Raw genomic sequence first — 25,960 nt, forward strand, 5'->3', positions numbered from 1 at the left:
CCCGTTCGGCTGCGCAGCAGTCGTAAACCAGAAAGACACGTTTTCTCTGACACTCTGCGCTGGATGGTTTTGGGGCTGCTTCGCAACCCAGCGGGAGCAAGCTCCCTCGCTACAAAAGGCGTACACCCATGAAACCGTCGCGCCTGCTGCTGATCTGGCTCGCCGTGCTGCTCGCCATCGGCGTCGTACTGGGCGCCTTGCGAGCTTTGGAGTTCGACGTGCCCTCCACCCTGCTGTCGATCAACTGGGGACTGCTCCTGGCATTGCTGGCTCTGGCCGTTCTCGACGCCCTTCGCCTCAAGCGCCTGCCATCACCGCGCATCCAGCGACAAATGCCCGGCAGCCTCGCGCTGGGTCGATGGAGCGAAGTGCGCCTGGAAGTCGCGCATGACTTTGCTTACTCACTGAACATTCAGATCTTCGACCACGTCCCTGACGGCCTGAGCTTCGAACACCTTCCCCTGTCGGCCGAATTGCAACCCGGCCAACAGAGCCAGATCGGCTACCGACTGCGCCCGCTCAAGCGCGGCCACTTCAGCTTCGAACACTGCGAAATCAACCTGCCGAGCCCCATGGGTCTGTGGTCCGACAAACGCCTGCTCAACCTGCTCGACCACACCCGCGTCTACCCCGACTTCGCCCGCCTCTACGGCGGCGAACTGCTGGCGGTGGACAACTGGCTCAGCCAGCTCGGCGTGCGCCAACGACAACGTCGCGGCCTGGGACTGGAATTCCATCAGCTACGCGAATTCCGTGAAGGCGACAGCCTGCGCCAGATCGACTGGAAAGCCACCGCCCGTCAACGCACGCCCATTGCCCGCGAATACCAGGACGAGCGCGACCAACAGATCATCTTCATGCTCGATTGCGGCCGCCGCATGCGCAGCCAGGACGGCGAACTCGCCCATTTCGATCACGCGCTCAATGCCTGCCTGTTGCTCAGCTACATCGCCTTGCGCCAGGGCGATGCGGTGGGCCTGAGTACCTTCGCCTGCGACCGACCGCACTACCTTGCCCCGGTCAAAGGCACCGGTCAGCTCAACGTATTGCTCAACACTGTCTACGATCTCGACAGCACACAACGCCCCGCTGACTATCAGGCTGCCGCCACGCAACTACTGGCCCGACAAAAACGCCGGGCGCTGGTGGTGCTGGTCACTAACCTGCGGGATGAAGACGATGAAGAGTTGCTGACTGCGGTCAAGCGCTTGAGCAAACTGCATAGGGTGTTGGTGGCGAGCTTGCGGGAAGACTTGCTCGACAATCTACGGCACGCCCCGGTGCAGACCTTGCCAGAGGCGCTGACTTACTGTGGGACGGTGGATTACTTGAATGACCGGGCGCAGCTCCATGAGCGGTTGAAGGCTCATGGAGTGTTGGTGGTGGATGCTCGGCCCCAAGAGCTGGGGGCCGAGTTGGTGACGCGGTATTTGGGGTGGAAGAAAGAAGGCGTTATGTAATAGCAATATCGTAAAAGCAGCCATTCCATAGCGATAAAAAGGTGGCGATGTCCGGCCTCAGCAATGCAGCAAAGCTGAAGTTAATGCTTTAAATGAAAATCCGAAATACCAAATAGCTAGCAAGGAATAACTCATGGACGATAAATATCTATACGCGTCAGTGCTAACCAAGATCAACGAAAACCAACTAGCGTTGAGTGCTGCTATAGATGAGCTCACTTCCTGGGCTGAGAAGCGTGGTGCGATCGATGTCGCAGGCCACATAAGAGACGCATTAGAAACACTGGATAAAAATCAAGAGTTTATCTCGTTGGCACTTCTCTCTGTGTCAACTGACTTCAATGGAGAATAGGTATCCCAATTTTTTAGTCCCTTTGCCCGAAGCGAAGAGTGATGCAGCGGAGAGACTCGCTTTGCTGTGGCCAATGCTCACGATCAACGGCTATGTCCACCCTGGTCCTACACGTATATACAAGAAGACGTACAACGGCTACATAACCAGGTGCTTCTGCCTACAACCTGTGGTGCCCCCGACTGACTGCGGGCGCGAGTCACCCCGATTAAGGTTCTCCTATCGCAATTCATCAGCGATCCAACAAGGAGTTAACCCAAATGTCGAAGGCTACACCTGACCTTTCCGAGCCTACGTGCTCACCCTATGCCACTTTCGATCCAAAAAAACTTCATGCCGCCGCCCAAAAAGCGCTGAACCATCATCTCGCTCAAAAAAACACCAAATCGAGCTTTGCTAACGAACGCACCACCGAGGAACGCGCCATGAAGATGTTCACCGTTATTCCTGATGCCAACCCTGATGCCTTGAACATCGAGACCTAGGAAACCTTTTCGACGGTCAGCATTTTGCTGCTCGACCTGGCGGAAAGCCTGGAGGACAAGCCACGGCATCTGGCGATGGCGATTTACCGGATGAGTGAGTTGGGGTTGATGCTGGTTGAGCGGTCGCTGGATAACGAGCAGGCGATCAAGACGACGTAGCCTTTACCCACTTTTTTTTGCTGTATGAACTGACGCCATCGCGAGCAGGCTCGCTCCCACAGGGTTATCTGGTGCTCACAAATGTTGTGTTCACCGAAGATCAAATGTGGGAGCGAGCCTGCTCGCGATGGCGGTGTTGAAGACACCGCAGATTTCAGGCAGACGCAGGCAACGGCTGAAAACTGAAATACTGCGTCAACGCCTCCATCAGCTGCCCATACTCCGGCGGTGCCCGTTGCAGGCTGAACCCGGCGTCGTAATGGTGGGGTGTTTCATCTTCATGGCACCACAGGCAACACGCCGTCAGGTCGATGACCTGCTGGCAGCCGTCGCTGGTGGGGATTTTCAATCGCAGGTCAAAGTCGACGCCCACCATCATGGGCAATTGGCTGATGAGCATCAGCCCGTCAGTGGACACATTGCCCAGAAAGCCGATGGGTTTGTCGGTGACACTGTTGAACACTTTCAGGAAATACGGCAGTTGATGCCGCTCGATCCGGCGGTCGGTAAACATGCGCAGTTGGCCCAGCAAGGCCCTTAAGCAGGGCCGCACTAATGCTTCGGAACGTGCCGGCTTCTTTATAAACCTGGGCGCGCTCTCCCCGATCCCGGTGCGTCAGTCCCTACATCGCTGACGCATACTCCTGCCGATCACAGGTATGACCTCGGTCTGGAGGCGAGGCTCTAAAACCGATCTCTTGGACTATAGCTCACCACCGCCGGGCGGCCAGCCTTTGCATGACAGCGGCTATCAGAACCGTGTCGGGCGCACGGCCGCCGCGCTGCGCGTCGGGTAATGGCCCAGGCTCTGCAAGGTTTCCAGGCGGGCGCGGGCGCGGTAGGCGTATTCGCTTTGCGGGTACGACGCCATGATGAATTGATACGTTTGGGCCGCATCGATGAACAGCTTCTGCCGTTCCAGGCACTGGCCGCGCATCATCGACACTTCCGGCCACACATAAGGCCGCGCACGGCTGGAGCGTTCGACTTTCGACAGTTCGAGCATGACTTGCTCGCAATTGCCGCGATCGTAAGCGCTGTAGGCGTTATTCAAATGATGGTTCATCGACCAACGGGCGCAGCCCGTCACACTGAGAACGCTAAGGGCAAGGGCGGCAATGGGCACGAATCGCATGGGGGATCTCCTGTCTTGAGCTCTGTATCGACCCGGTGCGCCAAATCTTCAGTGGATGATTGGAACCGAGCCGTGAAGGCTCGGTTGTTGATCTCATCTGGTTCACACCATCCAGAATGCTCGAGTACGTGATGGGGAAGTTTCGCTTGCGTCGGGCGTCGATTGTTTGACAAGCACTTGATGAGGGCCCGGGGAAAGGGTCAAAAAATAACGCCATTTACCGTCCTTGTCGGCCAACACCCCAAATATCGGGTTCGACTGATCGTGTACGGAGTACCCCCGAACCACATTGTTTGGGACAGCCGTCCCTTCCATGTATCGATTTTCTGGTGGCACTGAACCGTTTTCTTCCGGGCGGTCAATCTCCGGCGCTTCCAGTGCCATGGGCGTTTTGGAAGCCGTTGTATTTTCTGTCATGCGTCTATCTCCTGAGCTCGCTACCCATTAACGAGGCCCCTAAGCAATAGCCGCTCCATAAACAACCGCCTACCTGTTAGAAATAACAGTTCCGACAGACGGTGATCCGAGTTCGTCATTTTCAAGAATGTTCGTTTCAAGATAAAAACGAATAAGTAGTGCACATGAACAATGACTACACCCAAAGACCATAGTAGCCTCTGCTAGCGCTTGAACTCAGGAGTCTATGCATGTCCGTCCGTCGCACCAAAATCGTCGCTACCCTTGGCCCGGCCAGTAACTCGCCGGAAGTTCTCGAACAGCTGATTCTGGCTGGCCTGGACGTCGCCCGCCTGAATTTCTCCCACGGCACCCCCGACGAGCACAAGGCTCGCGCGAAGCTGGTGCGTGACCTCGCTGCCAAGCACGGCCGCTTCGTCGCCCTGCTGGGTGACCTGCAAGGCCCGAAAATCCGTATCGCCAAATTCGCCAACAAGAAGATCGAGCTGAAGATCGGTGATCAATTCACCTTCTCCACCAGCCATCCGTTGACCGAAGGCAATCAGCAAGTGGTCGGCATCGACTACCCGGATCTGGTCAAGGACTGCGGCGTGGGCGACGAGCTGTTGCTCGACGACGGCCGCGTGGTCATGCGCGTTGATACCGCCAATGCCACCGAGCTGAATTGCACCGTGCTGATCGGCGGCCCGCTGTCCGACCATAAAGGCATCAACCGTCGCGGCGGTGGCCTGACCGCACCGGCTCTGACCGAGAAAGACAAGGCCGACATCAAGCTCGCTGCCGAGATGGAAGTCGACTACCTCGCCGTGTCCTTCCCGCGTGACGCCGCCGACATGGAATACGCCCGTCAACTGCGCGACGAGGCCGGCGGTACTGCCTGGCTGGTGGCGAAGATCGAACGTGCCGAAGCGGTGGCCGACGACGACACTCTCGATGCGCTGATCAAAGCCTCCGACGCTGTGATGGTGGCTCGTGGTGACCTCGGTGTGGAAATCGGCGACGCCGAGCTGGTGGGCATCCAGAAGAAAATCATTCTGCACGCACGCCGCCACAACAAGGCTGTGATCGTGGCGACCCAGATGATGGAGTCGATGATCCAGAACCCGATGCCGACCCGCGCCGAAGTGTCCGACGTGGCTAACGCCGTGCTCGACTACACCGACGCCGTAATGCTGTCGGCGGAAAGTGCTGCGGGCCTGTATCCACTGGAAGCCGTGCAGGCGATGGCGCGCATCTGCGTCGGCGCTGAAAAGCACCCGACCAGCAAGACCTCCAGTCACCGCATCGGCAAGGTCTTCGAAAGCTGCGACCAGTCCATTGCCCTGGCGGCCATGTACACCGCCAACCACTTTCCGGGCGTGAAAGCGATCATCGCTCTGACCGAAAGTGGCTACACGCCGTTGATCATGTCGCGCATCCGATCTTCGGTGCCGATCTACGCGTTTTCCCCGCACCGCGAAACCCAGGCCCGCGCAGCCATGTTCCGTGGCGTCTACACCGTACCGTTCGACCCGGCATCGCTGCCGCCTGAGCAAGTCAGCCAGGCTGCGATCGACGAGTTGTTGAAACGCGGTGTTGTGGAGAAAGGCGACTGGGTCATCCTGACCAAGGGCGATAGCTACCACACCATCGGCGGCACCAACGGGATGAAAATCCTGCACGTTGGCGACCCGATGGTCTGAGTGACCGGTTGCTGAAAAACAAAAAGCCCTGCCATGTGAATGGCGGGGCTTTTTGGTTTCTGGTCCAGAAGAAGTGTTGTCAGGACTGACGCCTTCGCGGGCTTGCTCGCGAAGAGGCCCGCACAGTCACCGCAGAGTTAGTGCCGCTTGATAAACCCGGTCAACGCCGCCAACGCTTCCGGCGACCGCAACCGCTGGGTGAACAACGCACCCTCTTCTTCGATCACCTTGCGCAGCTGTTCCCGGTCCGGCGCTTTCATCAATTGCTTGCTGATGCGCACCGCTTCCGGCGGCAACGATTCGAAGCGCAACGCCATCTCCCGCGCCTTGGCCAACGCCGCGTCGCCACTGCCCAACGCCTCGGAGGCAATCCCCCACGCTGCCGCCTGCTCACCACTGAACCCTTCACCCAGCAGCAACAACTCCGCCGCTTTGGCATGCCCGAGCAATCGCGGCAGGATCAGGCTGGAACCAAACTCAGGACACAACCCGAGATTCACGAATGGCATCCGCAAACGCGCATCCCGACTGACATACACCAGATCGCAATGCAGCAACATCGTCGTGCCGATCCCCACCGCCGCGCCCGCCACAGCAGCGATCACCGGTTTGCGGCATTCCAGCAAGTTGAGCATGAAGTGGAACACCGGGCTGTCGAGGTTGCCCGGCGGTTGCTGGATGAAGTCGGCGATGTCGTTGCCGGCGGTGAAGCACTCGGCGCTGCCGGTGATCAGCACGGCGTTGATTTCAGGGTCGGTGTCGGCCTGTTTCAGCGCCTCGGCCAAGCGGCTGTACATGGCGCGGGTCAGGGCGTTTTTCTTCTCGGGGCGATTCAGGCGCAGGGTCAGCAAACCGCGTTCGCGTTCAACTTCAATGGCATTGGGCATGGCGAGTCTCGCGTCGTTAAACGATCAGCGCTCAACCACGGGGAACAAAGACATCCGCCAGCAGTTGGTTGCGCGGCAATCCGGCCAGGTACAAGCGCCGGGCAAAGGCGTCGACACTGTCTGGGGCTCCGCAGACTAAGGCCAGGGTTTGTCGGGAAACAAGCCGCAGTTGCGCCAACGCCTGCGGCAACTCGGCCGGGGTCCAGAATTCGACGCTGAGGTTTTCACGCACATCGCACATGGCTTGCAGGGGTTTGGCCAGGTAGTGCTCGCTGGCATCATGGGCGAGGTGAATGACGCGGATGGCGCCTTGATGATCTTGACGCAACGCTTCGCGCAGTACACCGAACAACGGCCCCAACCCCGTGCCGGCAGCCATCAGCCACAGCGGCCGGGTGTTCCAGTCCGGGTCGTATTGCAACGCCCCGCCGCGCAGTTCGCCGAGGCGAATCGGGTCGCCGATTTTCAGCTGACGGGCCGCGTCGCTGAATTCTCCCGGCTGGCGGCAATCGAGGTGGAATTCCAGAAAGCGGTCTTCTTCCGGCAGGCTGGCCAAAGAGTAAGGCCGTGCCACGTTGCCGGCCCACAACACCAGATGCTGCCCGGCGCTGTAACGCAACGGCCGCTCGGTGGTCAGGCGCAGACGCAACACGCTGGCGCTCAACCAATCGACCGCAGCGACTTGCGCGGGGCGGCCGTCGACTTGCGGGTCGAAGGTATGCACTTGCAGGTCTTCGATGATTTGACATTGGCAGGCCAGTCGCCAACCTTGTTGACGCTGATCAGCGCTCAAGGCATCGGGGCGGTTGTCGCCGGGCAATCCTTGGACGCATTGCACCAGGCAGGCATGGCAACTGCCGGCGCGGCAACTGTAGGGCACGGCCACGCCATTTTGATTCAGGGCGTCGAGCAGATTGCTGCCCGGCGCCACCGACCAGTGACGCTCGCCGACACGCAATTCAGGCATCGACATTCTCCCACGCCGCCGCGCAGCGATTGCGGCCGTCACGCTTGGCGCGGTACAGCGCCTGATCGGCCCGCTGCAAGGCGTCGTCGAGATCGTCGCCCAGCTCCAGCAAGGTCATGCCGGCGGACAAACTGAGGTGGGCGACGTTGAGGCCGATCAGTTCGACATCGGTGAAGGCTATACGCAGCCGCTCGCAACAGGATGTCAGGCGTTCGGCATTGCAGTCGGGCAATAGCACCACGAATTCTTCGCCTCCATAACGGGCCAACACATCGCCGTCGCGCAGGCAGGCCATGGCTACGGCGGCGAAGGCTTGCAATACCTGATCACCCGCGGCGTGGCCGTGAACGTCGTTGATGCGTTTGAAGTGGTCGAGGTCGATCAACGCCAGGCCATGCACCACGCCCGCCTCCATCGCGTTCAGCTCGCGGGAGGCCAGGCGCAGGAAATGCCGGCGGTTGAACAGCCCGGTGAGTTCGTCGGTGGCGACCAGGTCTTCGAGCTGGCGCATCATCCCGCGCAGGGTGTCCTGATGCGCCTGCAAGGCAAACCGGCGTTGACGCATGCGCTGGCGCGAGGCCTGGACATAACGGGCGTAGAGTTCCAGCCAGATCAGCACGATAAACAGCACGCACACCTGCAACGCAGCTAGCGCCGGGTCGTTCAACTCGAAGTGGTAACCCTCCCACAGCGTGATCGCGCTGAAACTGAAAAACACCAGCAACGTACAGCGCACAAACGCACGACGGGAAAGATGGAACAGCCCGAACAACATGATCAACAGGTAGAACACCAGGAACGCGCCGCGTGCCTCATCCAGATTGGCGATCAGCCATGTCTGCCAACCCAGGCCCATCAACACTTGCGCCTCGGTCAGGCTCGGGTCGGAAAACCGCAGGTTGCAGCCGCTGTAAAACACCGCGAACAACGCCCCCTGAGTGATCACCACCAGCGCACTGCCTATGGCCATGCTGGTCAGGGGTTCGTCGTAATGCCCGGTGAAAAATGCCAGCCACAGCAAGACCAGAGCCAGGGCGTACGTGCCGGCTGCGAGGGCAAAGCGTTTGAGTAAAAGCCGTTGGATGGCGTTATGGGTCAATCGTTGACTCACCGTGCGAAAGGAGACTGATCGAGTGTCCTACTCTACAGACCGAATGCCACTTTAGTGGGGTGTCTGCTAAATGACCATTCAAATTTCGGGGCAGAAAACTGGCGTCAAAAGCATGTCCGGTTTTTACCTGGATCCTGGTCCTTGCCACGGTCCTTGTAGCAGCTGGCGAAGCCTGCGTTCGGCTGCGTGGCAGTCGTGAAACCTGTGTTTATGGTCTGTCTGATACACCGAGGTGACCGATTTCACGACGGCTTCGCCGCCGAACGCAGGCTTCGCCATCTGCTACAGGGATCGCGGCGTTATAAGACCAACGATTGACTGTCGGCGGGTGTGCCCGCCATCGAGGCGCGGTATACTGCCGCGCCTTTTTAGCGTCGCGCCAGCAGCCCCGGCGTGCCTTGAAAGGTGCTTGCAACCGACCGATGCACCCAAGCTGCAAGCACCTTATTGAATGTTCCCGTCTTTTAGAGGAGCGCGACTCATGACCGTGATCAAGCAAGACGACCTGATTCAGAGCGTTGCCGACGCCCTGCAGTTCATTTCCTATTACCACCCCGTTGACTTCATCCAGGCGATGCACGAGGCCTACCTGCGCGAAGAATCGCCGGCAGCTCGCGACTCGATGGCGCAAATCCTGATCAACTCGCGCATGTGTGCCACCGGCCACCGCCCGATCTGCCAGGACACCGGCATCGTCACCGTGTTCGTGCGAGTAGGCATGGACGTACGTTGGGATGGCGCCACCATGGGCCTGGACGACATGATCAACGAAGGCGTGCGCCGGGCTTACAACCTGCCGGAAAACGTCCTGCGTGCCTCGATCCTCGCCGACCCGGCGGGCGCTCGTAAAAACACCAAGGACAACACCCCGGCCGTTATCCACTACTCCATCGTTCCGGGTAACACCGTGGAAGTGGACGTGGCAGCCAAGGGCGGCGGTTCCGAGAACAAGTCGAAAATGGCCATGCTCAACCCGTCCGACTCGATCGTCGACTGGGTGTTGAAGACCGTTCCGGAAATGGGCGCCGGCTGGTGCCCACCGGGCATGCTCGGCATCGGCATCGGCGGCACCGCCGAGAAAGCCGCCGTCATGGCCAAGGAAGTGTTGATGGAATCCATCGACATCCACGAGCTGAAAAAGCGCGGCCCGTCCAACCGTATCGAAGAAATGCGCCTGGAGCTGTTCGAGAAGGTCAACCAACTGGGCATCGGCGCCCAGGGCCTGGGTGGCCTGACCACCGTACTCGATGTGAAGATCATGGATTACCCGACCCACGCCGCTTCGTTGCCGGTGTGCATGATCCCGAACTGCGCCGCCACCCGTCACGCGCACTTCGTGCTCGACGGTTCCGGCCCGGCATCCTTGGAAGCGCCACCGCTGGACGCCTACCCGGAAATCGTCTGGGAAGCCGGCCCGTCGGCTCGTCGCGTCAACCTCGACACGCTGACCCCGGAAGACGTGCAGAGCTGGAAGCCGGGCGAAACCGTCCTGCTCAACGGCAAGATGCTCACCGGTCGCGACGCCGCGCACAAGCGCATGGTCGAGATGCTGAACAAGGGTGAAACCCTGCCGGTAGACCTCAAAGGTCGCTTCATCTACTACGTCGGCCCGGTTGATCCGGTGCGCGAAGAAGTGGTTGGCCCTGCCGGTCCGACCACCGCGACGCGGATGGACAAGTTCACCCGTCAGATCCTCGAGCAAACTGGCCTGCTGGGCATGATCGGCAAATCCGAGCGCGGCCCGACCGCAATCGAAGCGATCAAGGACCATAAGGCCGTTTACCTAATGGCAGTGGGCGGCGCGGCTTATCTGGTGGCGCAAGCGATCAAGAAATCCCGCGTGGTGGCGTTCGCCGAACTGGGGATGGAAGCGATCTACGAGTTCGACGTGAAAGACATGCCGGTGACTGTTGCAGTGGACAGCAAGGGCGAGTCGGTTCACATCACCGGTCCTGCCATCTGGCAGCAAAAGATCAGTGAAAGCTTGGCGGTCGAAGTGCAATAAGCGCATCGACGACGAAATAAAAGGCGACAGGAGCTATGCTCTTGCCGCCTTTTTTTGTTTTATATATCTATGTCTAAAAGGTGGTGGATTTCAGCGTGGGAATGCTCAACACCGTCGTGATATGGTTCGCGCCCTCCGCACACTTGTGTAATCCCCGGCATGCTTGAGTCTTCTCGCTCTTTGCGCATAACGCTATACACCCTCCTTATCCTTGCTGGTGCCGCATTGGCCGCCGGTTTTGCCCTGCGTCACACCGAACGCCAGGCACTGGTGGAAGACGCCGCCCGCGCCAACCAGCAATTGGCCTTGTACGCCAATTCGCTGCACACCCTGATCGATCGCTACCGCGCCCTGCCCGCCGTGTTGGCGCTGGACCCGGAGCTGCGCGGCGCGCTGAACGGTGAAGTGAGTCCCGAACAGCAGCTTGCGTTGAACCGCAAACTGGAAAAAATCAACGGTGCCGCGCAGTCCTCGACCCTGGAACTGCTCGACCGCACCGGCCTCGCCGTGGCCGCCAGCAATTGGCGTTTGCCCAGCAGTTACGTCGGCCACAACTACGGTTTTCGCCCCTACTTCAGCCAAACCCGCACCCAGGGCACCGGGCGTTTTTACGCAGTCGGCGTCACCAGCGGCATTCCGGGGTATTTCCTGTCCAGCGCGGTGACCAGCGACAGCGGCGAGTTTCTCGGCGCCATGGTGGTGAAACTCGAGTTCCCGGAACTGGAGCGCGAATGGCGTCAGGGCAGCGACACGCTGCTGGTCAGCGATGCGCGCGGGATTATCTTTATCGCCAACCAGCCGGGCTGGCGCTATCGCTTGTTGAAACCGTTGAACGACAGCGATCACGCCGAGCTCAAGGTCACCCGTCAATACGACAAACAACCGCTGACACCGCTGGACTATCAATCGCTGCAGCGCTTTGACGACAACAGCGATCTGGCGCGGGTCGTCGGTCCTGACGGCACGGCGAACTATCTGTGGGAATCCCTGCCGCTGAGCACGGAAGGCTGGACCTTGCACCTGCTGCGCCGCCCGCAAGTCGCCTTCGAAGACAGCCGCAACGCCGCGCTCGCCGCTGCCGGGTTGTGGCTGGCGCTGGTGTTTCTGCTGCTGTTCCTCAATCAGCGCTGGCGCCTCGCGAAGATGCGCCAGCGCAGCCGTGAAGAACTCGAACAATTGGTGGAAGAACGCACCCGCGACCTGCGCACCGCTCAGGACGGTCTGGTGCAATCGGCCAAACTCGCGGCCCTCGGGCAGATGTCGGCCGCCCTCGCCCATGAAATCAATCAACCGCTGACCGCCCAGCGCATGCAGCTTGCGACTCTGAGGCTGCTGCTCGATCACGGCCGGGTCGATGACGCTTACAAGGCGCTGAAACCGGTGGACGACATGCTCACGCGCATGGCCGCCCTCACCGGCCACCTGAAAACCTTCGCCCGTAAAAGCCCCAGCGGTTTGCGCGAACGCCTGGATCTGGCGGCCGTGGTCGACCAGTCGCTGCAGTTGCTCGACGCCCGTTTGCGTGACGAGCAGGTCAGCACCGTGTTGCACCTGACGCGTCCGGCGTGGGTGCGTGGCGATGCGATTCGCCTGGAACAGGTGCTGATCAATCTGCTGCGCAATGCCTTGGACGCGATGCAGGACAAACCCTGCAAACGCCTGGAAATCCGCCTCGAAGCCGACGAACAACTGTGGCGCCTGACCGTCACCGACAACGGTGGCGGCATCGCCGAAGAACATCTGCCGAATGTGTTTGACCCGTTCTTCACCACCAAACCGGTGGGCGATGGCCTGGGCCTTGGCTTGGCGGTATCGTTTGCCATCGTTCACGAATCGGGCGGACGCCTGAGCGCCGACAATCAAGCCAACGGCGCGGTGTTCACCGTGACTTTACCCATCGACCAGGAGGCCCACGGCCCATGCTGAACTCAGTGATGGTGGTCGACGACGAAAGCAGCATTCGCAGCGCCGTTGAACAATGGCTGAGCCTGTCGGGTTTCGAGGTGCAGCTGTTCAGCCGCGCCGATGAGTGCCTGGCGCAGTTGCCCAGTCATTTCCCCGGCGTGATCCTGAGCGACGTGCGCATGCCCGGCATGACCGGGCTGGAGTTGCTGGCTGAGGTTCAGCGCCGCGATGCCGACTTGCCGGTGATTCTGCTGACCGGCCACGGCGATGTGCCGATGGCGGTCGAAGCGATGCGCGACGGCGCCTATGACTTCCTGGAAAAACCCTTCAGCCCGGAAACGCTGATGAGCAGTTTGCGCCGCGCCTTGGACAAGCGCCGGCTGGTGCTGGAAAACCGCGCACTGCATGAGCTGGCCGATAACCGCGCCAAACTCGACGCGACACTGTTGGGCGTGTCCCGTGGTTTGCAGACCTTGCGCCGACAGGTGCTGGATCTGGCGGCGTTGCCGGTCAATGTGTTGATCCGGGGTGAAACCGGCAGTGGTAAAGAGCTGGTCGCCCGCTGCCTGCACGACTTCGGGCCGCGCGCGGACAAGCCGTTTGTGGCGCTCAATTGCGCGGCGATTCCCGAGCAGCTGTTCGAAGCTGAGCTGTTTGGTCATGAGAGCGGCGCGTTCACCGGGGCTTCGGGCAAACGTATCGGCAAACTCGAATACGCCGATGGCGGCACGCTGTTTCTCGATGAAATCGAAAGCATGCCGCTGGCCCAGCAAGTGAAATTGCTGCGGGTCTTGCAGGAGCAGAAGCTTGAGCGGTTGGGGTCGAATCAGAGCATTCGCGTGGATTTGCGGATCATCGCCGCGACCAAACCGGATCTGCTGGATGAAGCGCGGGCGGGGCGTTTTCGCGAGGATTTGGCCTATCGGTTGAACGTCGCTGAATTGCGCCTGCCGCCGTTGCGCGAACGGCGTGAAGACATTCCGTTGTTGTTCGAGTCGTTCGCGCAAAATGCCGCTGAGCGCCTGGGGCGGACTTTTCCACCGTTGAGCGGCCCGCAGTTGAGCCATCTGCTGAACCACGACTGGCCGGGCAATGTGCGTGAATTGGCGAACGTTGCCGAACGGCAGGTGCTGGGGCTGGGCGAGCCGACACCTGCGGGCATCGATCCCGGGCAGTCGCTGGCGGCGCAGGCGGAAGCGTTCGAAGCGCATTGCCTGCGAGCGGCGTTGACCCGGCATAAAGGCGATGTGAAAGCGGTGCTGGAAGAGCTGCAACTGCCGCGCCGGACCTTCAATGAAAAGCTGCAGCGGCATGGGCTGACGCGGGAGATGTTCCTGCAGGACAGCTGATTTTTGCAGTGCTTCTTCTGGCCTCATCGCGAGCAGGCTCGCTCCCACATTTGAACGGTGTACACCAGTCCCCTGTGGGAGCGAGCCTGCTCGCGATGAGGCATTCACGGACAACACATCTGACAACCAGTAAGCAATTTTCCGCTCAAACCCAATCCAGCATGAGCGGATTTCCGCTCACACAATCCCCGCAACCCCTCTAAACCAGCCCTCCTTGATCTGGCACACCTCCTGCTATAGCCCCAGCAGGCTGCGTTTCAACGCGCTCCACAAAAACAATTAAACGAAGGATCCTTCAATGGATAACTCCAACGCCCTGCCCCTTGGGTCGGCTGCCGTGCCCGCCAAAGAAAGAACCACCGCCAGTCGCATCAAGTCGATCTTCAGCGGCTCTGTCGGCAACATGGTCGAGTGGTACGACTGGTACGTCTACGCTGCCTTCTCCCTGTATTTCGCCAAAGCCTTCTTCCCCAAAGGCGACACCACCGCCCAACTGCTGAACACTGCCGCGATCTTCGCCGTGGGCTTCCTGATGCGCCCGATCGGTGGCTGGCTGATGGGCCTGTACGCCGACAAGGCCGGTCGCAAGAAAGCACTGATGGCTTCCGTGTATCTGATGTGTTTCGGCTCGCTGCTGATCGCACTGAGCCCGGGCTATGAAACCATCGGCATCGGCGCACCGATCCTGCTGATTTTCGCCCGCCTGCTGCAAGGCCTGTCGGTCGGTGGCGAGTACGGCACCTCGGCAACCTACCTCAGCGAAATGGCGACCAAGGACCGTCGCGGCTTCTACTCCAGCTTCCAGTACGTGACCCTGATCTCCGGCCAGCTCATCGCTTTGGCAGTGCTGATCGTGCTGCAACAGACCCTGACCACTGAAGAGCTGTACGCCTGGGGCTGGCGCATCCCGTTCGCCATCGGTGCGCTGTGTGCCGTGGTCGCGCTCTACCTGCGTCGTGGCATGGAAGAAACCGAGTCGTTCACCAAGAAAGAGAAAGCCAAGGAAAGCGCGATGCGCACCTTGATGCGCCATCCCAAGGAACTGATGACCGTGGTCGGCCTGACCATGGGCGGCACCCTGGCGTTCTACACCTACACCACCTACATGCAGAAATACCTGGTGAACACCGTCGGCATGAGCATCTCCGACTCCACCACCATTTCCGCCGCCACGCTGTTCCTGTTCATGTGCCTGCAACCGATCATCGGTGGGCTGTCGGATAAAGTCGGTCGTCGTCCGATCCTGATTGCCTTCGGTGTGCTCGGGACGCTGTTCACCGTGCCGATCCTGACCACCCTGCACACCATTCAATCCTGGTGGGGCGCGTTCTTCCTGATCATGGCAGCGCTGATCATCGTCAGCGGCTACACCTCGATCAACGCCGTGGTGAAAGCCGAACTGTTCCCGACCGAGATTCGTGCTCTGGGCGTCGGCCTGCCGTACGCACTGACCGTGTCGATCTTCGGCGGCACCGCTGAATACATCGCGCTGTGGTTCAAGAGCATCGGCATGGAAACCGGTTACTACTGGTACGTGACCGCGTGTATTGCCGTGTCGTTGCTGGTGTACATCACCATGAAAGACACCCGCAAGCATTCGCGGATCGAGACGGACTGATTCGGCTCGCGCAATAAAACAGGGGCAGACCTTAACGGGTCTGCCCCTTTTGTTTGCAACCGACACAAAACCCTGTGGGAGCGAGCCTGCTCGCGATAGCGGCGTATCAGCAACAAATTGGCTGACTGACACACCGCTATCGCGAGCAGGCTCGCTCCCACATTTGGATCTCATCACTGGAAATTATCCGTTCGTCCTTGCACCATGACGGCCTCCCGATCTCCCGGAATATATGCCATGCCCGACGACATCCACTTCTACGAACCCGCCAACGGCCACGGCTTGCCGCATGACCCGTTCAACGCCATCGTCGGCCCCCGCCCCATCGGCTGGATTTCCTCCCAGGACGCCAACGGCCGCTTGAACCTGGCGCCTTACAGCTTCTTCAACGCCTTCAACTACATTCCGCCGATCATTGGTTTTTCCAGCGTCGGGCGCAAAGACAGCCTGAACAACATCGAGCAGACCGGCGAATTTGCCTGGAACCTGGCGACGCGCCCGCTGGCCGAGCAGATGAACCAGAGCTGCGCGATGGTCCCGCCCGAGGTCAATGAGTTCGAACTGTCAGGCCTGACGCCGGTGGCTTCGAAAATCATTCAGGTGCCGCGCGTCGCCGAAAGCCCGGTGTCGTTCGAGTGCAAGGTCACGCAGATCATTCAGTTGCAGCGGGCGGACGGGAACGTGGTGCCGAGCTGGCTGATTCTGGGCGAAGTGGTCGCCGTGCATATCGCCAAGTGGCTGTTGAAGGACGGGGTGTACGACACCGCCGCGGCAGAGCCGATTCTGCGCGGCGGCGGGCCAGCGGATTACTTTCAGCTGGGGCCTGAGGCATTGTTCAAGATGTTCCGCCCGGGGGCGGTCAAGTAATTACCAGACGAGTTCGGCGTCGTCGCTGACATTCTTGAGGCTGGTCAGCTTCAGCGCAGCGGCTTCATCGGCGTCGTGGGCGGTCTTGAAGACCTGATCGTCGAGAATCTTGTGAAAACGCGGTGCACCTGAGCCACCCAGTGCTTTAACAGCGATTGCGGCGTGATAACCGCCTTCGGCCGGCACTACGGCGGATACGGCTTCGAAGGTTTCAAAGGCTTTACGTGCCATGTCGCGGATCCTGGCTGATTGAGAATGGAGCCATTAAACCCTCAACCCGCCATTTTGTGTACCCACGACCGAGACTGGCCCCGCGCCTGGTCGGCCGACACGTCCTTGAAGGTATGAAAATCCAGGCTGTTGACCACCAGTTCCTGCACCAGCTCGGCGAAAATCTCCATCGCCGGGGTACTGAAGTAGGCGGTCATCGCTTGTTGGTGGGTCCAGAAACCGGACACCAGCCACAACTCCGGATCGACTTGCGAATGCTGCAGGGAAAAACTCAGGCAACCCGGTGCGCTGCGGGATGGCTCGATCAAGGCGCTCAGGCGCGCACCGAGTTCCGCCGAACGCCCGGCGCGGGCACGGACAAAAGCCAAATGACTGACGGGGATCTGCGTAGACATGTTCAACCCTCCCAGGTACTCGAGTGGCAGCCGTGGGACGGGCTGCGACAGGATCAAAGGTTAAGCGCGCAGGGGGAAGTGCAGTTAGTCGATTCCTGCCGGCTTTTTGCACAATCCTGCGTGGCGTTTCGATGAACCTGTAACAACCTGTAAAACTCCTCAAAACGATGAAACACGGCTTTCAAGCAAGTTTCCCCGGGTTGTAGCAGCCATAGAGGCACCGCTGATCCACTCGATGCAGAATCAGGCAAGCTTGAGGCAGGATGTGTCTACCGCATCGTCTTGCACAAACTTAAGCTCGCCCCATTACCAACGCACCGCCGAGGATGCCTTGCATGTCGTCGCTCGATCACTTTCAAGCCCCGCTGGATGCCGACATGGAGAAACAGCGCGCGGAACTGGCCGCTATCATCCGTCGCAACACGATGGAAGATGGCACTTATGCCACTGCCGTCGGTTCGCTGTTCATGTCCAAACACAGCCAGTCCCATGACTTTGCCCCGGTGCTGGCCCAACCGGCGCTGTGCATCATGGCGCAGGGCCGTAAAGAGGTCAGGCTGGCCGACGAATACTTCAATTACGATCCGCTGAATTACCTGGTGGTGTCGGTCTCGATGCCCTTGAGCGGACGAGTGGTGAATGTCACGTCTGAAGAACCGATTCTCGCGGTGCGACTGGACATTGATCCAGCAGAAATCACTGCACTGATTGCCGACGCCGGCCCTCTCGGCGTCCCCACACGTCCAACCGGGCGCGGCTTGTATGTCGAACGGATCGATACGGCGATGCTCGACGCCGTGCTGCGTCTGGCGCGCCTGCTCGATGCGCCGAAAGACATCGCCATGCTCGCACCGCTGATTCGTCGGGAGATTCTTTATCGGTTGTTGCGCAGTCAGCAGGGGCATCGGTTATACGAAATCGCGATCGCCAACAGCCAGAGCCACCGCATCAGCCAGGCGATCAAGTGGCTCAACGGCAATTATGAGCAACCGCTGCGCATCGATGATCTGGCGAAGGAGGTGAACCTGAGCGTGTCGACGTTGCATCACCGGTTCAAGGCGATGACGGCGATGAGTCCGTTGCAGTATCAGAAACAGCTGCGCTTGCAGGAAGCGCGGCGGTTGATGCTGGCCGAAGGGTTGGAGGCATCGGCGGCGGGGTATCGGGTGGGGTATGAAAGTCCTTCGCAGTTCAGCCGGGAATATAGCCGGTTGTTTGGGGCGCCGCCGTTAAGGGATTTGGCGCGGTTGCGGTTGAGCGTCTGATTCAGCCTTGAGGGTGTAACTGATGGCCTCATCGCTGGCAGGCCAGCTCCCACAGGGATTGTGAGTGCTCACACAATCAAGTGAACACCGATGTAACCTGTGGGAGCTGGCCTGCCAGCGATGGGGCCAGTAAGGCCGACATCAAATCTGGATTAGGCGCCGAGTACTCGGCAAGCCTCGGCCGGCAATGTCACCGACACCGGATTGCCAATGCTCAACCCAAACCCCTGACACGGCGTACTCAACGCCGTAAACGACACCCCGGAACACTCCACCGTCGTTTCAATCGTCGCGCCGATATCGCGCACGAACGTCACCGTACCGAGCAACCGGTTTCCCGCCGTCGCCTGCGGATGCGACAGTTGCAGGTCCTCTGGGCGAATCAGCATCTTCACCTTCTCACCGACCACAATGCTTCTGCAGATCGGCACTTCCAGCGCATCGCCACCGGGCAGTCCCACCTTGCCGTTGCCCAGTGCGGTGGCCGGGAAGATGTTGCCCGAGCCGATAAAGTCCGCGACAAATTCATTGGCCGGGTGCCGATAAATTTCAATCGGCGTGCCCACTTGCTGCACCCGATGCTCACCCAGCACCACCACGATATCGGCCATGGTCATCGCCTCACGCTGATCGTGGGTCACCATGATCGTGGTGATGTTCAGGCGCTGTTGCAGCTGACGGATTTCCACCTGCATCGACTCACGCAGCTTGGCATCGAGCGCCGACAGCGGTTCATCCAGCAAGAGGATTTTCGGGTGGTTGGCAATCGCCCGGGCAATCGCCACGCGCTGGCGTTGACCGCCAGACAGCTTCGCCACCGGGCGATCAATCATCTCGCTCAGTTGAATCAGCTCCAGCAACTCCACCACCCGCGCCTGCTGTTCAGCCTTGCTGACCCCGCGCAGTTTCAGCGGATAAGCGATGTTCTCCCCCACCGTCATGTGCGGAAACAGCGCCAGCGACTGGAACACCATGCCGAAATTGCGCTGATGCGCCGGGGTGTGACCGATGTCTTCACCGTCCAGGCGAATCTCGCCGCCACTGAGAGTTTCGAGGCCGGCAATCATCCGCAGCAACGTGGTTTTGCCGCAGCCCGACGGGCCGAGGAAACACACCAGTTTGCCTTCCGGCAAATGCAGGTTCACATCCTTTACCGCGCAGGCCGAGCCGTAATGTTTCTCGACGTTTTCCAGAATCAGACCAGTCATGTTGCACCTCAAGAATCAGAACGAAACGCCACCTTCACCGACCAGCTTCTCCAGCGCCCAGATCAGGACGAAGTCGATCAGCACGATCAGCACGGCAAACGAAAATACGGTGGGGTCGAGCGAAGACACAGTGCGGCTGTACATCCAGATCGGCACGGTCATCACGTCGATGGTGTAGAGAAAATAGGTCACGGTGAATTCGTTGAACGAGACGATGAACGCCAGCAGCATGCCCGCCAGAATCCCCGACTTCATCAACGGCACCACCACATCGATAATCGCCCGCAGCGGTGAAGCGCCGAGCATTTGCGCGGCTTCTTCGACTTCGCTGCCGATGGAGAGCATCGCCGCGGTGCAGTTTTTCACCACGAACGGCAGCGCCAGGATCACGTGGGCAATCACCAGGCGCGAGGTGGTCATCTGGAACGGCAGGCTGTCGAACACCAGCAGCAACGCCAGGCCCAACACCACCATCGGAAACACCAGCGGCAGCGACATCAGTTGCAGCGCCACGGCTTTGCCGCGGAATTCGCAACGGGTCAGCGCGTACGCCGCCGGCACCGCCACAATCGTCGCGAAGACCATGGTCAGGCACGCCACCATCAGGCTGGTGGTCATGGCTTTGCCCAGGCTCAGCACATCGCTGGAATCCGGCGATACGAAGGTGTGCCAGGCGGCTTTGTACCATTGCAGGCTGTAGCTGCTCGGCGGGAAGTCGAGGTTCGACGCACCGCTGAACGACATGACGATCATGGTCAGGATCGGCAACACCGCCAGCAGCAGGATGAAGCCCGAGAGGATGCCGGCGAACTTGCCGGTCTCGCCGGGCAGCAGGCCATAACGCTTTTTGGTCAATGTGCTCATTGGGAAGCCTCCAGCATGCGCCGACGACGGCCAGTGATGAATTCGGACAAGGTCATGATCGCGAGCGTGGTGACGATCAGCACCACACCGGCAGCGGACGCGGCGGGCCAGTTCATCAGCGGCGCGATCTGGTCATGCACCATCACCGCCAGCATCGGCACGCGGCGGCCACCGAGCAGCAACGGCACCACAAAGCTGCTGGCGTTATAGGCGAACACCAGGGTCGCGCCGGTGATAATCCCCGGCATGCTCATCGGCAACACCACTTGGCGGAACACCTGGAAGCGACTCGCACCGAGGGTGGCGGCAGCTTCTTCGTAAGTCCGCGCAACGCCGCGCATGGCGCTGGCAATCGGCAGCACGGCCAGTGGGAAGGCGGTTTGCACCAGGCCCATCAATACGCCGTTCTGGTTGTACAGCAGCATGATCGGGCGCTTGATCAGGCCCATCAGTGCCTGATTGAGCATCCCGCCCGGGCCGAGAATCACCAGCCAGCCGTAGCTTTGCAGCAGCAGGTTGACCAGCAACGGCAGCAGCACCGCCGCGAGGAAGATCCGTCGCACGAACGGCGAGGTCAGGCGCGACATGGTGTAGGCCACCGGGATCGCCAGCACCACCGCGATCACTGCGCTGATCAGCGCCAGACGCAGGGTCAGCAGCAAGGATTTGAGGTAATAGGGTTCGAGCAATTGGGCGTAACTGGCCAGGCTGAACCCGGTCCACTCCGCGCCCTTGGTGCCCACGCTCATGCGCAGAACCAGGAGGCTGGCGGCAATCAATACGCCCAGAAACAGCATCGACGGCGAGAGGAAAAACCAGGCTCGCGTCGTCGGCGAAACACCCCGGTTGGCGCGCGCGGGAGCGGCGGCGACCGGATGAGTCAGAGGTTGGTGTTCCATAGCAAGGGTCTCGTCAATGGAAAGCAGCTGACAGACACAAGTCTCGAAATCACCTTGGCCCCTTGTGGGAGCTAGCCTGCTAGCGATAGCGATCCGTCAGTCGACATCAATGCTGAATGTCAGACCGCAATCGCTAGCAGGCTAGCTCCCACAGGGGCTTGCAGTGTTCTGAAGATTTGTGTTCGCCACTCGATCAGGAAGAAAAGATTTCCGTGTAGCGACGAATCCATTGGTCATGCACGGAGGCCAGGAAGGCGTTGTCGTGCATGATCGCTTTCTCGGCAATCTGCTCCGGCGTGAGGATGTACGGGCTCTTGCGCGCTTCGGCGGAGATGATCGCCTTGGCGTTGACCGGACCGTTGTAGATGTCCTCGGCCATCTTGCCCTGCACCAGCGGGTCCAGAGAGTGGTTGATGAAGGCGTAGACCAGATCGGTATCGCCTGGACGATTCTTCGGCATCACCGAGAGCATCAGGTCGGTGTAGAAACCTTCCTTCATCCCGAACGTGGCGCCCAGGCCGTAGGCCGGGTCGCGGATCTGTTTCGGGAAAAACGCTGGAGCGTACAAGCCGCCCATGTCCAGGGAGCCGGTGCGGAACAGCTCGGCGATTTGGTTCGGGTTTTCGCCCAGGGTCACCACACGATCTTTCAGCTCGGCGAGTTTCTTGAAGCCCGGCTCGATGTTGTGCTCGTCACCACCGGCCAGTTTGGCGGCGATGATGATCAGGTCCATCGCTTCGGTCCAGTTCGGCGGCGGCAGGAAGATGTTCGGCGACAGCTCGGCGTCCCACAGGGCGGCGTAACTGTCCGGGGCTTCCTTGATGGTGCGGGTGCTGTAGACGAGGCTGTTGCACCACAGCAGGTAACCGATGCCGTGACCATTGGCGCCGGTGCGGTATTTCTCCGGCACGTCGACCAGGTTGGGGATGCGGTTGAGGTCGGGTTTTTCCAGCAGATTGGCCGCGGCCAGGCCTTCGGCGCCGACGCCGGCCAGGGTGATGATGTCGTACTGCGGACGATCACCGGCTGCCTTGAGTTTGGCGACCATTTCCGAAGTACTGCCGGTGCGGTCAGCGATGACCTTGCAACCGTATTTGTCTTCGAAGGTGGCTGCGATGTTGCGCAGTGCCGCGAGGCCGGTGTCATCGGACCAGGTCAGCAGGCGCAGGGTCTTGCCCTGGAACCGCGTGTCGCTGGCATTGGCCTTGACGAAGGGCAAGCTCATGGCCGCCGCTGCAACCGAAGCCACGCCCACGGTTTTGATGAATTGACGTCTGTTCAGATCATGCTCGCCCATTACGGACTCCCTTTGTTTTTGTAGGTATAAGGCAGGTCGAAACTGTTGCATCCGCGCGGTTGGATCAGCGTTATCCCTCGTATTTTCGGGGGTTTGGCTGAACCAGAGAGTTCATCCTGAGGTCGTGCAAAACACCTGACTATCGATAAAAACTCATCGAAGCCATGACACCAGCGCATGCCTCGATACGAGGCATGCGCTCACCTTTTTCGTGCCGTCAGACGGCGCGAATCACGTGTTTGATTTCCTGGAAAGCCTGCAAGCCCCACGGCCCCAATTCGCGGCCGATGCTGCTCTGTTTGTAGCCACCCCAGGCGGTCTGCGGGAAGATCACTTGCGGCGCATTGATCCACACCAGCCCCGCCTGCAAGGCGTTGGCGACCCGGTCCGCCGCTTCGACGTCGCGAGTCACCACGCTGGCCACCAGGCCAAACTGGCTGTCGTTGGCCAGGGCAATCGCCTCGGCCTCGGAGGCAAAACTGCGCACGCAGATCACCGGCCCGAAAATCTCTTCACACCACAACGCACTGTCGAGGGGCACTTCAGTGAAAATCGTCGGCTGCAAAAAATAGCCGCGGGACAGGTCTGCCGGGCGATTGCCACCGCAAATCAACTTGGCGCCAGCACTCAGACCACGATCGATGTGGCCCAGCACACGCTGGTATTGCGCCTGATTGACCAGCGCACCCATTTCCACGTTCGGGTCGAACGGGTCGGCCACGCGAATGGCTTCGGCGCGAATTTTCAGTTTCGATAGAAATTCATCCGCCAGTTCATCGGCGACCAGCACGCGGCTGGTGGCGGAACACATTTGCCCGGCGTTGAAGAAACCGCCGCCGCACGCCACTTCCACGGCCAGTGAAATGTCGGCGTCCTCGAGTACCAGCAGCGAGGATTTGCCGCCCAGTTCCAGGCTAACGCCTTTCACAGTTTCCGCTGCGCGTTGCATCACCTGGACGCCGACCGCGTTGCTGCCGGTGAAGGAGATCTTGGCGATACGCGGATCGGCCGACAGCGGCGCGCCAACGGCCAGACCGGTGCCACAGACCAGGTTGAACACACCAGCAGGCAAGCCTGCTTCAGCGATGATCGCGGCCAGTTCCAGCTCCGACAGCGGCGTGACTTCGGACGGCTTGAGCACCACGCAGCAGCCGGCGGCCAGCGCCGGGGCGAGTTTCCAGGCAGTGGTGACCATCGGGAAATTCCACGGCACGATCAGGCCTACCACGCCGCACGGTTCACGGCGCACACGCGCGCTGAAATCGTCGGTGGGCAGCTCGACGTTGCTGTCTTGCTGGGCATCGAGGCGCTCGGCCAGACCGGCGTAATACTCGAACGTGGCGATCACGTCATCGACGTCGATGGCGGCTTCGAACAGCGGCTTGCCGTTGTTGCTCGACTGCAACTTCATCAAGTGCTCACGCCCGGCCTGCACGCCTGCAGCGATTCTGCGCAGGATCGCGCCACGCTCAGTGCCGGTGGTTTTCGACCATTCGCCGAAGGCCTTGGTGGCGGCAGTGACGGCTTGATCGACGGCTTTTTCATCGCCGCCATTCACGGTGGTCAACAAGGCTTCGGTGGCCGGGTTGATCACGCGCAAATGTTCGTTGCCGGCCGACCATTGGCCATTGATGTAGAGGCCGTCGAGAGTGGTAGGAAAATTCATTTCGACACCGCCTTCATCCACGAAGTCTGATCGATTTCAATCAGAGTCGGGCCCTGACGGTCGGCGGAGGTACGCAGTGCGCTGCGCAGCTGCTCGACACCGTTCACCGCTTCAGCCGCACAGCCCAGCGCCTTGGCCACACCGATGAAGTCCGGGGTGTAGATGTCCACGCCGACCGGTTCGATGGCGCGGTTGACCATGTATTTCTTGATCTCTTCGTAGCCCTGGTTATTCCACAGCAGGACGATCACCGGGGTGCGCGCTTCAACGGCGCTGGCCAGTTCCGGCAGGGTGAATTGCAGGCCGCCGTCACCGATCAGGCACACCACCGGAGGACGCGTGCCGTGTTCAACGCTGCCACCGAGCCAGGCGCCGATTGCCGCCGGCAAGGCGTAACCGAGGGTGCCGTAACCGGTGGACGAGTTGAACCAGCGACGCGGGCGTTCCGGGTTGAAGGTCAGATTGCCGGTGTACACCGGCTGGGTCGAATCGCCGACGAATACAGCGTCCGGCAGTTCATGCAAAACGGTTTCGAGGAAGCGGGTCTGGGCCAGGGTCGGGGCGTCCCAAGTGGCGGCGAGGTCTTCACGCAAACGCGCGGCACGGACCTGGCCCCAATCGTTGCGGCGCTCGGCCAGCGAGTGTTTGGACAGTTCACTGAGCAAGGCTTGCGCGGCGTTGCGCGAGTCAGCCACCAGGGCGACTTTCGGCGGGTAATTGCGCACGGTCTGGTCGGGATCGATATCGACACGCAGCAGCACGCCGGGGATCTCGAAACCGCCGGCGAAGGTGACGTCGTAATCGGTCTCGGCCAGTTCGGTGCCGATGGCCAACACCACGTCGGCCTCGGCCACCAAGGCACGGGTCGCGACCAGGCTTTGGGTCGAACCGATCAACAACGGGTGATTGGATTGGAGCATGCCTTTGGCATTGATGGTCAGGGCCACTGGCGCGTCCAGCAGTTCGGCCAGGTCCGTCAACTCGGTGGCGGCATCGATGGCACCGCCACCGGCCAGAATCAGTGGACGCTTGGCGCCGGCCAGCAGCGCGGTCATGCGGCTGATCGCACTCGGAGAAGCGCCGGCGCGGTCGATGTTCACTGGCAGACTGGCGAGCAGGTCATCGGCCTCTTCGACCAGCACGTCCAGTGGAATTTCGATATGCACAGGACGTGGACGGCCAGCCTGGAACAGTGCAAATGCACGGGCCAGCACGCCCGGCAATTCCGCTGCCGACATCAAGGTGTGGGAGAACGCCGCCACGCCGCCGACCAGCGCACTCTGGTTTGGCAGCTCGTGGAGCTTGCCACGACCGCCGCCCAACTGGCTGCGCGATTGCACGCTGGAGATCACCAGCATCGGGATCGAATCGGCGTAAGCCTGGCCCATGGCGGTGGTGATGTTGGTCATGCCCGGGCCGGTGATGATGAAGCACACACCCGGTTTGCCGCTGGTGCGCGCATAACCATCGGCCATGAAGCCGGCGCCCTGTTCGTGACGCGGCGTGACGTGGTTGATGCTCGAACGGGCCAGCCCGCGATACAGCTCCACGGTATGAACCCCGGGAATGCCGAACACCTGCTTGACCCCGTAATCTTCGAGTAACTTGACCAATACTTCGCCGCACGTCGCCATATCTTTGCCCTTTTTGTTCGTTTGAGACGCCGGGCCTGCGCAGTGTTTATGATGCGTGGGCAGGTCCAGGGATGGCCTCATTGGAACGGGCGACACATAGCC

General features: G+C 60.4%; 23 protein-coding genes and 1 pseudogene. 10 read left to right on the plus strand and 14 right to left on the minus strand.

The annotated features are described in order from the left end of the window. Positions 1–128: 128 nt before the first annotated feature. The 3 genes and pseudogenes from ACA060_RS22520 (at position 129) to ACA060_RS22530 (ending at position 2,456) form a co-directional block, all read left to right on the plus strand. Positions 129–1,460, plus strand: coding sequence for a DUF58 domain-containing protein (locus ACA060_RS22520; protein WP_497313275.1), 1,332 nt, complete (start codon positions 129–131; stop codon positions 1,458–1,460). Between the two features lie 133 nt (positions 1,461–1,593). After that, complete coding sequence (locus ACA060_RS22525) at positions 1,594–1,812, plus strand: hypothetical protein (RefSeq protein WP_497313277.1); 219 nt, start codon at positions 1,594–1,596, stop codon at positions 1,810–1,812. A 260-nt stretch (positions 1,813–2,072) separates the two neighbouring features. Beyond that, positions 2,073–2,456, plus strand: a pseudogene (locus ACA060_RS22530) (DUF6124 family protein). A 154-nt stretch (positions 2,457–2,610) separates the two neighbouring features. Here ACA060_RS22530 and ACA060_RS22535 read toward each other — a convergent pair. The 3 genes from ACA060_RS22535 to ACA060_RS22545 form a co-directional block, all read right to left on the minus strand. Beyond that, the gene (locus ACA060_RS22535; protein WP_109636196.1) at positions 2,611–2,970 is read right to left on the minus strand and encodes a PilZ domain-containing protein; all 360 of its coding nucleotides are present in this window, start codon (positions 2,968–2,970) and stop codon (positions 2,611–2,613) included. Between the two features lie 237 nt (positions 2,971–3,207). Further along, entirely contained in the window at positions 3,208–3,591 is a 384-nt protein-coding gene (locus ACA060_RS22540; protein ID WP_497313279.1) for a tetratricopeptide repeat protein, read from the minus strand. 102 nt (positions 3,592–3,693) lie between these two features. Then, positions 3,694–4,008, minus strand: coding sequence for a hypothetical protein (locus ACA060_RS22545; protein ID WP_497313281.1), 315 nt, complete (start codon positions 4,006–4,008; stop codon positions 3,694–3,696). Positions 4,009–4,238: 230 nt separating this feature from the next. Between ACA060_RS22545 and pyk the strand changes: the two genes are divergently transcribed. Beyond that, positions 4,239–5,690, plus strand: coding sequence for a pyruvate kinase (pyk, locus tag ACA060_RS22550; protein WP_109634346.1), 1,452 nt, complete (start codon positions 4,239–4,241; stop codon positions 5,688–5,690). Between the two features lie 137 nt (positions 5,691–5,827). On the opposite strand, the gene ACA060_RS22555 is transcribed toward pyk, so the two are convergent. The 3 genes from ACA060_RS22555 to ACA060_RS22565 are packed head-to-tail and all read right to left on the minus strand — an operon-like array spanning position 5,828 to position 8,643. After that, positions 5,828–6,577, minus strand: coding sequence for an enoyl-CoA hydratase-related protein (locus tag ACA060_RS22555; protein ID WP_497313283.1), 750 nt, complete (start codon positions 6,575–6,577; stop codon positions 5,828–5,830). A gap of 31 nt (positions 6,578–6,608) precedes the next feature. Then, positions 6,609–7,544 (minus strand): iron-sulfur-binding ferredoxin reductase, encoded by a 936-nt coding sequence (locus ACA060_RS22560; RefSeq protein WP_109634349.1) that lies wholly within the window; start codon positions 7,542–7,544, stop codon positions 6,609–6,611. Then, complete coding sequence (locus ACA060_RS22565; protein WP_497313285.1) at positions 7,537–8,643, minus strand: GGDEF domain-containing protein; 1,107 nt, start codon at positions 8,641–8,643, stop codon at positions 7,537–7,539. The genes ACA060_RS22560 and ACA060_RS22565 overlap by 8 nt, the downstream gene beginning before the upstream one ends. A gap of 493 nt (positions 8,644–9,136) precedes the next feature. On the opposite strand from ACA060_RS22565, the gene ACA060_RS22570 reads away from it, so the two are divergent. The 5 genes from ACA060_RS22570 to ACA060_RS22590 all read left to right on the plus strand — a co-directional run bounded on the left by ACA060_RS22570 (position 9,137) and on the right by ACA060_RS22590 (position 16,399). After that, the gene (locus ACA060_RS22570) at positions 9,137–10,660 is read left to right on the plus strand and encodes a fumarate hydratase (RefSeq protein WP_109634353.1); all 1,524 of its coding nucleotides are present in this window, start codon (positions 9,137–9,139) and stop codon (positions 10,658–10,660) included. A 159-nt stretch (positions 10,661–10,819) separates the two neighbouring features. Beyond that, positions 10,820–12,586, plus strand: a complete 1,767-nt coding sequence (locus ACA060_RS22575) for a sensor histidine kinase (protein WP_497313288.1) — start codon at positions 10,820–10,822, stop codon at positions 12,584–12,586. Next, the gene (locus tag ACA060_RS22580) at positions 12,580–13,914 is read left to right on the plus strand and encodes a sigma-54-dependent transcriptional regulator (protein ID WP_497313290.1); all 1,335 of its coding nucleotides are present in this window, start codon (positions 12,580–12,582) and stop codon (positions 13,912–13,914) included. The genes ACA060_RS22575 and ACA060_RS22580 overlap by 7 nt, the downstream gene beginning before the upstream one ends. Positions 13,915–14,212: 298 nt before the next feature. Next, positions 14,213–15,532, plus strand: coding sequence for an MFS transporter (locus tag ACA060_RS22585; protein ID WP_109634358.1), 1,320 nt, complete (start codon positions 14,213–14,215; stop codon positions 15,530–15,532). Between the two features lie 237 nt (positions 15,533–15,769). Next, positions 15,770–16,399 (plus strand): flavin reductase family protein, encoded by a 630-nt coding sequence (locus ACA060_RS22590; RefSeq protein WP_131063247.1) that lies wholly within the window; start codon positions 15,770–15,772, stop codon positions 16,397–16,399. On the opposite strand, the gene ACA060_RS22595 is transcribed toward ACA060_RS22590, so the two are convergent. Continuing rightward, entirely contained in the window at positions 16,400–16,630 is a 231-nt protein-coding gene (locus tag ACA060_RS22595) for a hypothetical protein (RefSeq protein WP_109634362.1), read from the minus strand. 41 nt (positions 16,631–16,671) lie between these two features. After that, positions 16,672–17,025 carry a putative quinol monooxygenase gene (locus ACA060_RS22600; protein ID WP_497313293.1) on the minus strand — a complete coding sequence of 118 codons (354 nt, stop codon included), beginning with the start codon at positions 17,023–17,025 and terminating at the stop codon, positions 16,672–16,674. A 335-nt stretch (positions 17,026–17,360) separates the two neighbouring features. On the opposite strand from ACA060_RS22600, the gene ACA060_RS22605 reads away from it, so the two are divergent. Further along, complete coding sequence (locus tag ACA060_RS22605; RefSeq protein ID WP_497313295.1) at positions 17,361–18,290, plus strand: AraC family transcriptional regulator; 930 nt, start codon at positions 17,361–17,363, stop codon at positions 18,288–18,290. A 152-nt stretch (positions 18,291–18,442) separates the two neighbouring features. On the opposite strand, the gene ACA060_RS22610 is transcribed toward ACA060_RS22605, so the two are convergent. From ACA060_RS22610 to ACA060_RS22635, 6 genes are all read right to left on the minus strand, one after another. Then, complete coding sequence (locus ACA060_RS22610) at positions 18,443–19,498, minus strand: ABC transporter ATP-binding protein (protein WP_497313297.1); 1,056 nt, start codon at positions 19,496–19,498, stop codon at positions 18,443–18,445. A 15-nt stretch (positions 19,499–19,513) separates the two neighbouring features. Beyond that, on the minus strand, positions 19,514–20,362 hold the full coding sequence (locus ACA060_RS22615; protein WP_094470951.1) for an ABC transporter permease: 849 nt from the start codon (positions 20,360–20,362) through the stop codon (positions 19,514–19,516). Continuing rightward, positions 20,359–21,261 carry an ABC transporter permease gene (locus ACA060_RS22620; protein ID WP_497313299.1) on the minus strand — a complete coding sequence of 301 codons (903 nt, stop codon included), beginning with the start codon at positions 21,259–21,261 and terminating at the stop codon, positions 20,359–20,361. The genes ACA060_RS22615 and ACA060_RS22620 overlap by 4 nt, the downstream gene beginning before the upstream one ends. A 193-nt stretch (positions 21,262–21,454) precedes the next feature. Beyond that, the gene (locus ACA060_RS22625; protein ID WP_131063254.1) at positions 21,455–22,558 is read right to left on the minus strand and encodes an extracellular solute-binding protein; all 1,104 of its coding nucleotides are present in this window, start codon (positions 22,556–22,558) and stop codon (positions 21,455–21,457) included. A 217-nt stretch (positions 22,559–22,775) separates the two neighbouring features. Beyond that, complete coding sequence (locus ACA060_RS22630) at positions 22,776–24,224, minus strand: aldehyde dehydrogenase family protein (protein WP_497313301.1); 1,449 nt, start codon at positions 24,222–24,224, stop codon at positions 22,776–22,778. After that, positions 24,221–25,858 (minus strand): 5-guanidino-2-oxopentanoate decarboxylase, encoded by a 1,638-nt coding sequence (locus ACA060_RS22635; protein WP_497313303.1) that lies wholly within the window; start codon positions 25,856–25,858, stop codon positions 24,221–24,223. The genes ACA060_RS22630 and ACA060_RS22635 overlap by 4 nt, the downstream gene beginning before the upstream one ends. Between the last annotated feature and the right edge of the window lie 102 nt (positions 25,859–25,960).

The organism is Pseudomonas sp. LBUM1671 (assembly GCF_059695685.1).